Raw genomic sequence first — 14500 nt, forward strand, 5'->3', positions numbered from 1 at the left:
CCTTAATTCACCGTCTTTAATACGTTCATTGTGGCATCCGATGTTTTATTTATTGCATCAATATTTGTATTTTTAATGTTTATTGCGGATTTGAGCATATAATACCCAAGCACCGCCGCTGCGGTTATACCTGCAAACATGAGAATAGAAAATTCTAAGCTAATCTGCCCTCTACAAGAGCATATTTTTTTTATCATAAAACCACCAAAGTTATGATAAAGTATATTTAATTAAATATGGTATATGTTATTCTTTTTATATAAATAATTTAATTCTGGTGATATTTTGATTATAATAAGAAAACTAAAAAAGAAAAAACAAAAACAAGAACTCGAAATAATTGACTTGGTAAATAATATAAAATATTACGGCACTTTAAGAGGGACGGACACTAAATTAAGCCTATATAAATGTAAAGAGGAAAAAGATGGGAACATAAAACCAATTCAGCCTTCAAGGGTAATGAATATCCTAAAAACCAGTAAAAAGGTTTATTTAAATAATGACGAAGAATCATTAAAATTAGAGGATTTTTTAAAACAGAATAATATTAAATATAATTACATAGAGCTCTGCCCATTCTGCCTAATAAAGGGGAGATACAACGAAATAGATAAAGGCAACAGATACAGATTTTACAATCAATATATATGTTTTGACTGTGCAGTGGAGGAAGTTAAACATGAAGTGAATATTAACGAGGAATTTATAGAAAAACTTTTACGAAGATTTAAGGATGTGAATAAAGTAATAGATTTATTTATTATGAAAAACCCACTAGATAACCCTGATTTAACAAAATATGATGTTTTAACCGGTAGTGAAGAGGATAAAATAAGAAACTATAAAATAGACGAGTTGAATATCCCCTCTGAATTAAAGGAAATTATAAAAAATAGAGGTATAAAGGAGCTCCTACCAGTTCAAACACTCACCGTTAAAGGGGGCTTATTGGATGGAAAGGATTTGATAATTACCTCTGCAACATCCTCTGGAAAAACACTTATTGGGGAGTTAGCAGGCATAAATAATTTAAAGGAAGGCAAGGGAAAGTTATTATTTTTAGTCCCCCTTGTGGCATTAGCAAACCAGAAGTATATTGAATTTAAAGAGCGTTATGAAAAAATAGGGCTCACCGTGAGTTTGAGGGTTGGCATGGGGAGATTATCAGAAGATAAATCAGAATTCATAAATACAGATATAAACGCAGATATTGTTGTTGGAACCTATGAAGGTATTGATTTTTTGGTTAGGTCTGGAAAATTAAGGGATGTAGGAACTGTTGTAATTGATGAAGTTCATTCATTGAATATGGAGGAGAGAGGAGCTCGGCTTGATGGACTTATCGGCAGGTTGAGGTATCTAAAAAACATCTTAAAAAGTAATATTCAAATGATATATTTGTCCGCCACAGTGGGAAATCCAGAGGAGCTCGCAAAGAATCTTAATGCAAATGTGGTTATATACAATGGAAGACCTGTTCCACTTGAAAGACATATTATTTTTGCCAAAAACGATTATAATAAATTGAATTTAATAAAAGAAATTGTTAAAAAAGAGTTCAACACAAAATCAAAATATGGATTTAGAGGTCAGAGTTTAATATTTACCTATTCAAGAAAAAGGGCAGAATATATTTCGAATTTCTTAAATACAAAAGGAATAAAATCGGATTACTACCATGGAGGTATGGAGTATAAAAGAAGGAGAATGGTGGAGGATAATTTTTTAAATCAAAAAATCATGTGTGTAGTTACAACAGCAGCACTTGCAGCAGGTGTGGATTTCCCAGCATCTACTGCGGTTCTTGAAAGTTTAGCGATGGGTGGAGATTGGCTTAATCCATCAGAATTCCAGCAAATGTGCGGTAGGGCAGGTAGAAAGGGCATGCATGATAGAGGAAAGGTCTATATGCTTGTGGAGATTGGTAAAAAATACCATGCTAAAATGGGAAACACTGAGGACGAGGTGGCATTTAAATTACTGAGCTCAGAAGCTGAGGATGTTGTGGTGCAATATACCGAGGATGAAGAGTTGGAACAGATACTTGCCAGTGTGAGCTCCGCTGAAAGATATTTGAAATCAATTAATAAATCAGTTAATAAAAGTGAATTAAACAAGGTTCCATTAATGGGGAAAAATCACGATTTAGATTATATTATTGATAAATTAAACGACTATCATATGATAAAATCCTATAACAACAAAATAAACATTACAAAATATGGCTATGCTACGGCAATATCATTTTTGTATCCGAAGGATGCCGAGCTTATTCGAACTAATTTAAATAAACCAATTATGGAATTAACTGCCCTAATAAATCCCTTTGAGAATTTATATGTTCCAAATAATATAAAAAATAAGATCTCAAAAATAATCCATACAAATATTCCAACAAGGTTTATAGATGCCTTTGAGATTGTAAAGGAAAATATTTCAAAAATAACCGATAGGGACTTAAGAGATAGGATTCTGCCGTGGATGGTAGAATTTGAAGGAATGATTGAGGAGGATATAATAAGATACTTCTCAAAATATGTATTAAATCTAAGGATAAATAAAAAAACACCCTCGCAGATTTCAAAGATTATCTATGAAAACTTCAATCTGCAAACCTATTCAGGGGACATATACTCATATCTTGAAAATACCATAAAAATTCTGGATGCAGTTGAAAGAATAGGAGGCATTTACAATAAAAATATATCCAATGAAGCAAAGGATTTTAAGGAAAAAATTTCAAACCCATATAAATATAGAAAAAAGAAAAAAATTAAAAAATAATATATATTTTATCTTGTTTTATTTAGGAAGTAATCTAGGAATACTGTACCACCACCATAGCATGCTGGTTTTGGATGCAGTGATAAATAGAATTGGTATTGTGAATTATCATAATCAAATAATGCTTTGATTTCTTGGAATTTAATTTCATTTTTTGGAATATACCATGTATATTCGTTATTTGTGATTTTTTCAATAGTGCCGTTTGGGTAAATTAATTTATCAGTTAATATTATGGTATAATTATGTTTAAGAAGTACCTTCATAGAGTCATTACTTAATGCCCATGCAGGTGGAAGAAACAATGTCATATTATCAAACCCACATTTTGACATTATAATTTCGGCATTGTAGAGTTTTTTTGAACATACACTTTTTGAACAGTTGAATTCGTGATAAGTATGTTTATAACCATGAAGTTCAACTTTATACCCTCTATTTTCTAATTGATGCAGATAATTAACAAATTCTTTATTTTTTCTTAAATCCCATTTTCCACCACTAGATGGGTTTTCAAGATCTGGAATTACAAATAAAATGGTATTATTGCTGTAATTGTATTTATCAATAATTGGTATAATTTCTTTCAATTCATCAAAATATGCTGGACTTATATCATGTATCAGAATTATTGGCTTATTTTTTTGTTGGGAATTGGATATATTCCATAAATGCGAATTATTTAAATGACATGTGTTAAAAGATGCCGCTATTGTCAATAAAATTAACACTAATACGATTATTGGATATAATATTTTTTTCATATTGCCCCCCTATCGAGTTTCATTTAAAAAATAATCTAAAAATTTCAACCCTCCTCCATAATTTACAGCTTTTGGATGGATTGATAAACAAAACTGGTGTTGTGAAGTTTTATAATCTGAAACTGCCAATAGTTCAACAGTTTTTGTAAGATTCTTAGGTAAATACCAAGTATATTCTTTATTCGTAATTATAATCCTTTTAATAGAATTATTTTCCTTTTTTAATATATTGGGGCCTACGATAATTGAGATATTTTTATCTAGAAATACCTCTTCTGCGTCCTTTGATAATCCATACCTCGGTGGAATAAAGTATTTTATATTTTTAGTATCAAACCCGCAATCTTCCAATATTTTAAATGATTTGTCGAGTTTTTCCCCTGCAACAGTCCTATTGCAGTCGTATTCTCTATTTATATGATTATATGCATGGTATTCAATGTGATAACCTTCATTTTCTAAATGGTGTAGGTATTTTACAAACTCAGGATAATCTTTTAAGTTGTATTCATTTGCATGATTTACTATAACGAACAAGTAGGTTCTGTTTTGATAGTGGTGTTTGTTTATTATTTTTTCAATATCCTTTAACTCATTGAAGTATTTTGGACTAACATCATGGACAAGAATAATCGGTTTTTGAGTGGTATTATCCGATATATCGCTTAACGGGTCAAATTCATAATTGTTATTTATCTCAAAAGTGGATATTAGCAATGGTATTATAATTATTAAAAAAATAAATGAATATGATATTTTTTTATTCATTGCCTCCCCCTTTATATTTTGTGTATATTTTTAAAAAGTTAAGGTATATATGAATTATTATAATTTTACTTATATAATAAGTTATATATTTAAATTTATAAATACATTTGCCTAAAATAAAAAATGCGCCAGTCGGGATTTGAACCCGAGTTACTGGCTTGGAAGGCCAGAGTGATACCAGGCTACACCACTGGCGCACATATAGTATTTGTAAAGATGCGGCCTCCGGGATTCAAACGCAACCTTTAAAAAAGGTTGCTATCCAAAGTCCAAAACTCGCTTCGCTCGTTTTGGAGCCTAAGACCATAAGTTGTAAGGATGCGGCCTCCGGGATTTGAACCCGGGTATCGGCCGTGGCAGGGCCGTATGATACCAGGCTACATCAAGGCCGCTTTTTCGTATTACACGAGCAAACTATACAAAGGGGCTCATCATATATAAACATTTCGGTAATGTGTTATTTTACTGCACATCCATATGTGGCGTATAACTCACAATTTTAACCATCATTCGGCTGAACATTGTTGAGCTCATATATCCAATCGATGTTTCCCTTTAAAACACACCTTGCCACAGAAACAAAATCGGCATATTTTAACATTTCTTCCGCATCTTCAATTGAATTTATGGAGTTATTCCCGATGATAAGTTTATCTTTAAAATTATATTTTATTTCTTTTAAATAATCTAAATCAGGATAATTTTTGCCAGGATTGAAGCAATCAACATGTAATCCATTAAAATAATGCCTTACATTATTTAAATTACCAATTAATTCCTCAGCAGGTATAAAATTTGCCCTTATTTTTAAAAAAACAGGAATATTTAAGTTTAAATCGCTTATTTTCTCTAAAAAGTTTTTTAGAATAATATTATTTTCTTTTTTTAGGAGCTCCTGCCCAAGACCTAATTCCGTAATTTCCGGCTGTCGGCAATGGCAGTTTAATTCGATTATATCGGCGTATTTTCCAATAGTTTTTATATTATTCATGGATTTTTCAATGTCTTTAAACCTAACATTGACAGAAACCAATGCGTTGCTTTTTTTTGCCTCATTTATTTCCTTTTTTATCAAATCATCGAATTTATCTAAATTGTATATAAATTCTTTTCTTCCCCTTTTTACAATTTTTTCACTGGCAATTTGAGTGGCATCATCTAGGTCATAAGCACCAATGGTGACGATGCCAAATAAATCCTTATATTTTTTGCAGAAGCTCCCATCTGTAATACCAGCCATTGGAGCAAGGACTACTTTTTTACTTCCACATAATTTTAATATGTCGTGGTTATTAATTGACATGTTATCAATGTTTTTTGTTATTCCTATTATTTTTCATTAAATTGGACATAAAAAATTTCTGGCAGATTTTTTCTTTATATTGTGGTTTTCATAGTTCAATGTGCATACCTGACATTCTGTTTTTCCATCCCTTATAAGTTCTAATCCGATATCTGCCATGTTTGAAGCATCTTCCGCTGTTTTCCCAATTCCAATACCTGCTTTTAATTCAACACCGGTGGATTCTTTTATGTCATTAAACATGCTTATAAAATCACTTTCAGTCATTCCATTGCATGGGCACATAAAGTTATCCCCGCCAATGAAGAATCCCATGGCACCATATTTTTTAAGTTCTTTTATAAGTTTTAATTGAACTTCATTGACATTTATATATGTGTCATAGGCATTTTCCAAATCTGTTAATGTTCCAGTGATATTATTTATATCAACATGTGCCAACTGAACATATCCACTATCAAAGACAAAATCATTTGCAACATCTAATATTTCCTTTCTATATTCATCCTGGGCACTGCCATGCTCTTGAATCTTTTTCGTTGCAAGTTTTTGAGCTTCATAAGGAGTTTCAGCTGATGCCACAGCCATACTTATTGTGAAAGGATATCTGTTTTTAATGCTATCTTGAATCCTTTCATGAGTGGTTAAATCTATACCATTTGTAATGGCAATCAGGTTATCAAATCTAGTATAGAATACAAGCCCCTTGTGAGCTCCGAATTGTAGGTTCAAATCGCAGTAGAGTCTTGACTGCAAAGCTTGTAAATCACTTTCTCTCCGTGGATTTGGAGTAACTGTCCATGGTCCGTAATTATCAATCTGTATAACTGTAATTTGAATCATAGCTATCATCTTATTAATTATGTGCATTATTCTTTTTTTATCTTTTAAATACATTTAGTTAAACATTTCACATTAATAAATTTATTTTTTAATAGTTTTTTTAATGATAGGTTTTAGAGATTATAATATATATTTAGTATTTATTATAAAATATATTTTATGATTTTGATTAAATAAATTATATCTATAAATTATTTTTGGGAATTATTTCTCATTCAACGACTTATAACCTACAATTATATCTTTTGCCAATTTTATTTTGTCGGTTAAACTATTCATTATGGTATTTGTAGCCACAACATCACACTTTATATTATCTATTTTATCTTTATCTGCATTGTCTATTACAAGGGTGTTGATTATGTCCTTATAGAATTCACAAATTCCTATGACATCCACAGAATACCCTTTTGCCTTCATCAATACTCCCGCTGGACCGCTTACCGCACTATCTCCAACTATTGGAGATACTGCAAAGACTACCTTATCCTTAACTGCCTTTTTAATGTCTTTAATGCTTAATATTGGAGCTATTGAAGTTATGGGATTTGAAGGACCTATTATAACAAAATCACAATTTTCAATAGCATTCAATGCACCATCCACTGCACTTGCGTAGTTGGAATTTTCATAAAATACATCCAAAACATCAGCTTTTCCTTTTCTATTAATCCAAAAGTCGTGGAATTTTAAAAGAACTTTATTTTCATTTCCTTCTTCATCTTTTTCTTTTATCAATATTTTTGTTTCAACATTGTCATCGGTCATGGGGTATATATTTGCCTTTATATTGAGCATTTCTCTTTCCATATCTACAATTTTTGACAGCGGATAACCTTTGTTAATATAATGAGTTTTGTGCATTTTCAGAGCTCTGTCTTTATCACCTATTCGTAGGAGCTCCTTGAAATCATTAGATTCAAATTTTTTCAATGTTTCATGAGTTGTAAATGTGTCTCCTTTTACACCATACCATGTTTCTTCATTTATAAGGTCTGAAAAGGTATAAAGAACGGTATCTATATCCGGAGAAAGATATAAACCCCCTACCCATGTATCTTCCGCAGTATTAACAATTACAGAAATGTCGTTTTCTGGTATGACTCTTTTTAGTCCTTGCATAAGTTTTGGAGTGCCGGTCCCTCCTGATAAAACACATACTTTCATTATACCACTCCCGTTCATAAATTTTTTGAAATTGGTGAGGATTGCATGATGCAATATATAGTACATGATACATACTTGGGATTAATATTTAGTTATACAATACAATACTGTGATTATATGTTTCACATCTTATATTTATATTTATTTTATTTATTTTTATTTTTTATATGGAGTATAGGGTAGTTATATAAAAATGTTAATTTTGATTAAACTTTAAAAACTTTAAAATTAGAGGTAGGTTTATTAAATACACTCCTAACTGGTTTGTGATTGTCAATTATTCTTTTTACATTATCTCTTCCGTTATAATTTTTACACATATTGCTTAATTTTTCAGCATTTTTAAAATAAATATCATTATCATTTATCTCGTCAATGGCATTACTTAAATCATACTCCAATGTTTTATGAGATAATGCTATTCCACATTTTAGGTCATTTATTTTTCTTGAATTATTTTCCTGCTCTGGATGGTCTAAGTCAGGAATTGTAATCACTGGCTTTCCAAAGCTCATAGCTTCCATAAGTGTAGAATGCCCTCCATGACAAACCATAAATGAACAATTTTTTATCAGATTTTCCATGTTGGTAGTTAATGGTATAACCTCAACATTTGATGATTTTATTTTGTTAAGTTTTTTTGCAACCTCATAACTGCCACAAACCATTTTCACTTTTATATTTTTTTCTTCTGCCACATCATTTAATAATTTTAAAATCCTAAATCTATATTCAAATCCCCCAATTACACTTAATATATAATCTCCCCTCTTATTTTCATAATCGTCCAATTTGTATCTAATTGTTGGTCCAACAAATGACAAATTGTCCAATTTTGTTAAGTTATATTCGCATATGGTATAAGGCATAGGCAAATCTGGAATAATAACTTTTTCAGCAGATTTATTTATTACATTCAACAGTTTCATAACAGGATAAACAATGAATTTCTCCTTATTATGTGTTCTTGTATAATTTTGATTTGTAATAATATAGTAAGGTTTTCTTAGAAATCTTGACGCCACTACTGTGCTGTATTTGCAATCTGATATAATTAAATCAGGGTCATATTTTCTTATTATTTCCATCTCTCTTTTTATGGCCTTTGCGGGATTGTATTTATTATTAAATATGCTTTTTTTAATGTCAAATTTACCATCATTTCCAGATAGTTTTATTTCAGGGTATGTTTCAAAAACATCGTAATTGTATCTTTTTATAAAATCCATACTTTTACCGTATGCTATAAACTTTACATCATGCTCTTTTGAGAGCTCCTCCCCAATCGCCACGCATCTTGTAGTATGTCCAAATCCTTCACCACATACGGAAATCAATATCTTCATAATATCATCTCCCCCAAGATTTATGCATTTTTACTACTTGATTAATTATGGTTTTTAATATAATTTTTTAAGTAATTATATGGCATATTGTATTTTTCCACGGGGATATTTTTAGACCAGAGTTGTGTTTTTGCCTCATTTAATGATTGTTCAAGGTCTCCATTTTGTTTATAACTGTCCATGGTTTTTTTGAGCACCAATATATTCACTGCAACAGTAATACTGTTATTTACTGCATCCTCATTAAACTGCAATACATGGTTTCCATCAGATTGGGTAGTAATGGGGACATTTAGATATTTTGACAATAATAAGGCAGAAACGCTATTTTTATCCAATAATATCGGGTAATTGTTGGAATAGTATTTATAATAATCATGACTAATATTTATTATAGGATATCCAAAGGCATGTATATCTTCATTATAACAATATTCTACATTAATATTTGGCTTATTTAAAACTATTACTTTATTTGGGATTTCTAAAACTTTATTCCTCTCATACTCTCCAATAAATCTCTTGTTGTGTGCATCATAGATTTTTACAGTATTGTTTTTATAAACTCTAATAACACTATTTGGATTATAAACATCTATGGAGCAATAAACAGGAATATATTCATTGGAAACCATAATTACTTCACTGAAATTATAGCCATTAACAAGAACTTTTGTATTGTTGCTATTCAATAGTTTTAATATATTTTCATCGGTTTCTACCCTTGTGGGTCCCCAAATTCTAATTACATTGCCATATTTTTTTAGTTTATTTTCAACATCCTTGGAAACTGCCAATGGACCTCCAACAATCACTATTTTTTTTGGATTTATGGATTTTACCATATTTTCCACATGTGGATTTAGATTATCTCCTTCGGTTTGAAGTATAACTCCATTCAATTCATAGGCATATTCCGCAGCAACAATACAATCTGCCCAGTTATCGTTTGTAATAATCACAGTATCAACAAGAGAAGGTTTTTCTCCACCTATTTTTACCGCATTAACACATCCAAAAGAAATAAACAAAATTAAAAAAGAAATAAAAAATAATATATTATGATATTTTTTCATCATCATTTTAACCACCCATTTAGTTCATCTGACAGGGTTAGTTTATTTATCCTGCCAAGTTTAATCTTTTTAATTATACCTCGTCCCTCTAAATCAGACACTATTCTTGAAACCTTAGGTTTTGTTAATCCAGTGAGCTCTACAATTTCCTTTTGAGTAATCTCTTTATATTCCTTTATTAGTTTTATTATCATTTTTTCTTCTTCTGTTAATATATTCATTAACATTTCGCCTTTGGTTTTTTCATATTCATTTATAGTGTTTCTTAAATTAGATATGATTTGTTCATATTCATTTATCATACTTTTTAGTTTAGCTATGGTTTCTTCTTTTTCAGTTATTATATTTTTTGTGTATTTATTTAGTTCGTCGATTTTTTCCATTTCTTTATTGTATAATTCATTTAATTCATTTATTTTTGAATTTAGGGAAGTTATTTCACTTTCATAATATTTTATCTTATTCAATAATTCGTCATTCATACTTTTGAGTTTTTTGATGGTGTCATTTTTATCGTTTATTTCTATTTCCAATTTATTTATTTTAGATATTAATTCATTTATTTCCTCATTTAATTCTTTATTTTTTTCTCTTAGTTTTTGAATATTTTCATCTTTAATATTTATTTTAGATTCTAAGATGCTAACTTTGCTTATTAAATCATTTAATTTATCATTTAATTCTTCTTTTTTAAGGCTTAATTCTTTAATGTATTTAGTTTTTGATATATTTTTTTTCTTTTCATATATAATTCCATACATGGAACCTATTGCAAATAATATAAGAATTACAATCAATATGTTGTAATAAATATTTTTGGATATGGCGGGTGTTTGATTTTGAGGTGAGCTCATCAATATGGTGTATGATACAGTTGCTGTAAAGTATCTTTCATTTTCACTTAATTTTCTTTTCCATTTTATAAATATCCGTTTTCCATCGGTATCGATAATATAATCCTGTGGGGTAATACTCAAAAGCCCCTCCGCAGGAGACACCACAGCAGCCCCCGTTGGTAAAATTACAGTCATGCTAAAATTTGAATCTACTGCTGGAACGCTTACTGAGAGTAATTTTTTATCTCCCTTATCCCAAACTATGTCGCTATCAAATGTTGTTTTTAAATAACCTTTTTCCCCTTTTTTTATCGGATTTTTTAACTTAATGACAATTTCCGTAGAACCCTCTTTTGGATTTTTTGAGAATGATTCTATGCCCCTATCAGAATCTACTTTTAAATTGTAGGCATTTTGTGGAATTATGTATGTGATGTCCTTAATATCTTCGGAGTTATCGTTATAAATATTCAAAAATATAGTTTCATGAACTTTATTATTTTGGTCAATATCGCAAGTAACATTGTAGCTTTCAAATTTGATGGCGTTAGCTGTGTTAAAAACCCCAAATAAAAGTAAAAATAATATTACGACCCTTTTAAGTCTATTATGAATCATTTTTTCACATTTCCAACATAATAATAAACATATTAAATAATATTTTCTTTATTTATATGATATATATTATATGTATTTTATAATATATTCTTTCTTTATTTTTACTTTATTTTTACTTCATTTTCAAACTCCTCGGATGCAATTACCATATTTTTTAATTTATTGTATGCAATATCCAGTGGAAGCAACCTCATACCGCAGTCAGGATCTATTATCACATGACTATTTAATTTGTTTATTATGTCTCCATTTAGCCCCATAAATGAATTATTATTTTTCAATATTTCCAAACCCTCACTAAGCAAATCCTTTATCTCATCAACTGATTCAACAGATTTTAATTTTGTATTTATACATCCAAAACCAACCTTTTTATCAATGGATTCAAGAATATCTAAATTCTTTCTATTTGAAGCGAATTCATGGTCTAAAATATCTACATTAAAGGTATTCAACTCCTCAAATATATTCACTATATTTCCACATACGTGCATGGAAACAGGAACCTTTAAATTTTCTGTGATTCTTTTAATTGCCCTTCTTGCAGTATCCAATTCATACATTCCCGTGGATAATATTGGTTCATCTATTTGTATTATAGATACATAGTCTTGAATTGCTTCTGCCTCCTTTTTTAGGGCATTTGCCAAATCATATATTAATGATTCATCTTTATTGTCTGAATAATAGCTTTCCACTCTTATGGATGATGCAATTGTGCATGGTCCTGTCAATATTCCTTTAATACTCTTATTAGAATTGTTTTTATTTTTACCATTATTTTTACTGTTATTATTCTTATTTTTATTTAAAATGGCATTTGCAAATTTTATGTCCTTTAATGTAATTGGTTTGGTGTGTTCGATTCTATTCACCACTCTTTTTCCCTCAAATCCATATAGGTTGCTCACAAATATCTCAACCATGTCTCCTCGCACCTGTCCATCACTTAATACATCTATTCCAGCATTTAATTGGTCTATCACTGCCTTTTCTATGGCATATTTGTATCTATCAAACATTCCAAGTTTGTCTTTAATTTTTTCTAAAAAGTTTTCTGGCTCTTTAATTACCACAGGGTAGCTCCCAACAACTGTTTTTATCATATTATCACCAAAATATTAAAACACTAAATCAACAACCTTGTTGTTTTTTACAAGTCCAAAATCTGTTATTTTTAATTCTGGAATTACAGAAAGGGTTAAAAATGACAGGGTTAAAAATAAATTGGTATCATACAGCACATGATTTTCTGTTTTTCTCTCAATAGATTCAATTTTTTTATAAATATGTTCTCCATCACACCCCATAAGTCCAGCAATATTTAATTGAACAGATTCTAAGATTTTTCCATTTTCAACAACAACAAACCCTCCATTAATATCCTTTAAATGATTGACTGCAATGGCAATATCCTTTAAGTTATTTCCAACAACCACCACATTATGGCTGTCATGGGCATAAGATGATGCAATTACTCCCTTTTTTAAGAAATGGATTAATCCTTTTCCTATTCTATTGGTTCCTTTATGTCTTTCTATAACATATATCCTATTTAATTCATTTTTATTTAACTTATCTATTGTTTCGGAAACATTTAATATGATTTCTTTGGTAATAAGAGAGTCCTTTATTGGTTCTATTATCCTTGCCGATTTTTTTGGTTCTATATTTATATCAATCCCTTCAATTAAAAAATCCTCTTCTGATTTGTATGAGTAATTCATTGAATTATATTTAATATAATTATTATATTTATTATGATTGGTATGATGGGTATGTTGTAGAGCTCCTACAAATAAACCATATTCCTCTAAAAATTTCCCTTTTATCATTACCTTATTTATTTTAAAATCGGTTAAATCTTCAAAAATAATCAAATCTGCGTTATTTGATGGTTTTATCCCAATATCGAATCCAAAATAATTTGCCGGGTTAATGGTTATCATCTGAATTGCTTCAACCGGTGAAACATATTTTGTGGCTTTTTTTAAGGTATTTATTAAATAACCATTTTTTAAATCCTTAATTGATATGTCATCACTTACAAGCATTATGTTTCTAATATCGTTTATTTTGTCCCGTATTTTTAGTATATTTATATTTTTTGATGCAGTTCCTTCCCTTATCATTAATTTAAGTCCCAATCGTATTTTTTCAAGGGCTTCCTCTTCGGTGGTGCATTCGTGGTCTGACATTATGCCTGTTCCAATATATTTATTTAAGTTCAATCCGGTTAGCTGTGGGGCATGTCCATCTATTAATTTTCCATATTTTTTGGCAATGTTTATTTTTTCCAATATCTCTTCATCCCCGTTTATGACTCCAATATAATTCATTACCTCCCCAAGTCCAAGAATCTTATTTTTATATTTTTCATTTTTAAATAAATTTTCAATATCTTTTGATGTAATTTTTGCTCCGCTGGTTTCGAGCTCCGTTGCAGGAACACAAGAAGGTATCATGCAATAAACATCAAGAATATGGGCATCATTTAACATGAATTCAATGCCTTTAATACCAAGAACATTGACTATTTCGTGGGGGTCAATGACTACCTTTGACACACCGTTTAAAAGGGCATATTTCTCAAATTCCGAAGGAATTACATGGGATGATTCTATGTGAATATGGGCATCAATAAATGTTGGAGATACAAATTTTCCATTTAAATCTAATGTTTTAGCATTTTTAAATTCATTTAAATCAATAGTATCGTAATAATCGACAAAAACTATTTTATCATCCTTTATGCCGATATTTCCCTCTAAAATTTCCCCAGTATATACATTTATTATATTGGCGTTCTTTAATATTAAAAACATAACCACACCTTATGAAATATAATATATAAGTTTTCAACGCAAAATGTTTTTGAAAATATATTCGCTACTTACGAAAACCTTTGGTTTTTGTCGAACTTAAAAAACTCCGAAAGGATTTTGTCAGGTATTAAATAAATATTAATTAGTATTGAATTTATTTAATTATT

General features: G+C 29.7%; 12 protein-coding genes and 2 tRNA genes. 1 reads left to right on the top strand and 13 read right to left on the bottom strand.

Annotated features, from left to right (window positions below; genetic code table 11):
- Positions 1-2: 2 nt before the first annotated feature.
- The gene (locus tag Mjas_RS01255) at positions 3-197 is read right to left on the bottom strand and encodes a class III signal peptide-containing protein (protein ID WP_421077988.1); all 195 of its coding nucleotides are present in this window, start codon (positions 195-197) and stop codon (positions 3-5) included.
- 88 nt (positions 198-285) lie between these two features.
- On the opposite strand from Mjas_RS01255, the gene Mjas_RS01260 reads away from it, so the two are divergent.
- On the top strand, positions 286-2787 hold the full coding sequence (locus Mjas_RS01260) for a DUF5814 domain-containing protein (protein WP_421077989.1): 2502 nt from the start codon (positions 286-288) through the stop codon (positions 2785-2787).
- An 8-nt stretch (positions 2788-2795) separates the two neighbouring features.
- Here the strand turns inward: Mjas_RS01260 and Mjas_RS01265 are convergent, their stop codons facing one another.
- The 12 genes from Mjas_RS01265 to ade all read right to left on the bottom strand — a co-directional run bounded on the left by Mjas_RS01265 (position 2796) and on the right by ade (position 14333).
- Complete coding sequence (locus Mjas_RS01265; protein ID WP_421077990.1) at positions 2796-3551, bottom strand: DUF2334 domain-containing protein; 756 nt, start codon at positions 3549-3551, stop codon at positions 2796-2798.
- Positions 3552-3560: 9 nt separating this feature from the next.
- Positions 3561-4319, bottom strand: a complete 759-nt coding sequence (locus Mjas_RS01270) for a DUF2334 domain-containing protein (protein ID WP_421077991.1) — start codon at positions 4317-4319, stop codon at positions 3561-3563.
- A gap of 124 nt (positions 4320-4443) precedes the next feature.
- Positions 4444-4516: transfer RNA gene (locus Mjas_RS01275), tRNA-Gly, on the bottom strand.
- Positions 4517-4638: 122 nt separating this feature from the next.
- Positions 4639-4711, bottom strand: a tRNA-Gly gene (locus Mjas_RS01280).
- Between the two features lie 107 nt (positions 4712-4818).
- The gene (locus tag Mjas_RS01285; RefSeq protein ID WP_421077992.1) at positions 4819-5622 is read right to left on the bottom strand and encodes an MJ0144 family RNA dihydrouridine synthase-like protein; all 804 of its coding nucleotides are present in this window, start codon (positions 5620-5622) and stop codon (positions 4819-4821) included.
- A 36-nt stretch (positions 5623-5658) separates the two neighbouring features.
- Entirely contained in the window at positions 5659-6465 is an 807-nt protein-coding gene (locus Mjas_RS01290) for a GTP cyclohydrolase III (protein WP_421077993.1), read from the bottom strand.
- 204 nt (positions 6466-6669) lie between these two features.
- Positions 6670-7632 (bottom strand): 2-phospho-L-lactate transferase, encoded by a 963-nt coding sequence (gene cofD / locus Mjas_RS01295; protein WP_421077994.1) that lies wholly within the window; start codon positions 7630-7632, stop codon positions 6670-6672.
- Positions 7633-7838: 206 nt separating this feature from the next.
- Positions 7839-8978 (bottom strand): MJ1255/VC2487 family glycosyltransferase, encoded by a 1140-nt coding sequence (locus tag Mjas_RS01300; protein WP_421077995.1) that lies wholly within the window; start codon positions 8976-8978, stop codon positions 7839-7841.
- 41 nt (positions 8979-9019) lie between these two features.
- Entirely contained in the window at positions 9020-10060 is a 1041-nt protein-coding gene (locus Mjas_RS01305; protein WP_421077996.1) for a cell wall-binding repeat-containing protein, read from the bottom strand.
- Positions 10057-11508, bottom strand: coding sequence for a DUF7343 domain-containing protein (locus Mjas_RS01310; RefSeq protein ID WP_421077997.1), 1452 nt, complete (start codon positions 11506-11508; stop codon positions 10057-10059). Before Mjas_RS01310 ends, Mjas_RS01305 begins: the two co-directional genes overlap by 4 nt.
- Positions 11509-11609: 101 nt before the next feature.
- On the bottom strand, positions 11610-12614 hold the full coding sequence (locus Mjas_RS01315) for a methionine synthase (RefSeq protein WP_421077998.1): 1005 nt from the start codon (positions 12612-12614) through the stop codon (positions 11610-11612).
- Positions 12615-12629: 15 nt separating this feature from the next.
- A complete protein-coding gene (gene ade / locus Mjas_RS01320; RefSeq protein WP_421077999.1) occupies positions 12630-14333 on the bottom strand; it encodes an adenine deaminase in 1704 nt (567 codons plus the stop codon).
- Positions 14334-14500: the final 167 nt, after the last annotated feature.

It is taken from the genome of Methanothermococcus jasoni, from assembly GCF_049075655.1.
Classification (GTDB): Archaea; AGJL01; Methanococci; order Methanococcales; family Methanococcaceae; genus Methanofervidicoccus.

Excerpts from the sequence above, each read along its gene's own strand:
- Mjas_RS01305 (WP_421077996.1), bottom strand. The coding sequence starts at position 10,060 with ATGATGATGAAAAAATATCATAATATATTATTTTTTATTTCTTTTTTA.
- Mjas_RS01255 (WP_421077988.1), bottom strand. The coding sequence starts at position 197 with ATGATAAAAAAAATATGCTCTTGTAGAGGGCAGATTAGCTTAGAATTT.
- Mjas_RS01290 (WP_421077993.1), bottom strand. The coding sequence starts at position 6,465 with ATGATTCAAATTACAGTTATACAGATTGATAATTACGGACCATGGACA.
- Mjas_RS01300 (WP_421077995.1), bottom strand. The coding sequence starts at position 8,978 with ATGAAGATATTGATTTCCGTATGTGGTGAAGGATTTGGACATACTACA.
- Mjas_RS01285 (WP_421077992.1), bottom strand. The coding sequence starts at position 5,622 with ATGTCAATTAATAACCACGACATATTAAAATTATGTGGAAGTAAAAAA.
- Mjas_RS01310 (WP_421077997.1), bottom strand. The coding sequence starts at position 11,508 with ATGATTCATAATAGACTTAAAAGGGTCGTAATATTATTTTTACTTTTA.
- Mjas_RS01270 (WP_421077991.1), bottom strand. The coding sequence starts at position 4,319 with ATGAATAAAAAAATATCATATTCATTTATTTTTTTAATAATTATAATA.
- cofD (WP_421077994.1), bottom strand. The coding sequence starts at position 7,632 with ATGAAAGTATGTGTTTTATCAGGAGGGACCGGCACTCCAAAACTTATG.
- Mjas_RS01315 (WP_421077998.1), bottom strand. The coding sequence starts at position 12,614 with ATGATAAAAACAGTTGTTGGGAGCTACCCTGTGGTAATTAAAGAGCCA.
- ade (WP_421077999.1), bottom strand. The coding sequence starts at position 14,333 with ATGTTTTTAATATTAAAGAACGCCAATATAATAAATGTATATACTGGG.
- Mjas_RS01265 (WP_421077990.1), bottom strand. The coding sequence starts at position 3,551 with ATGAAAAAAATATTATATCCAATAATCGTATTAGTGTTAATTTTATTG.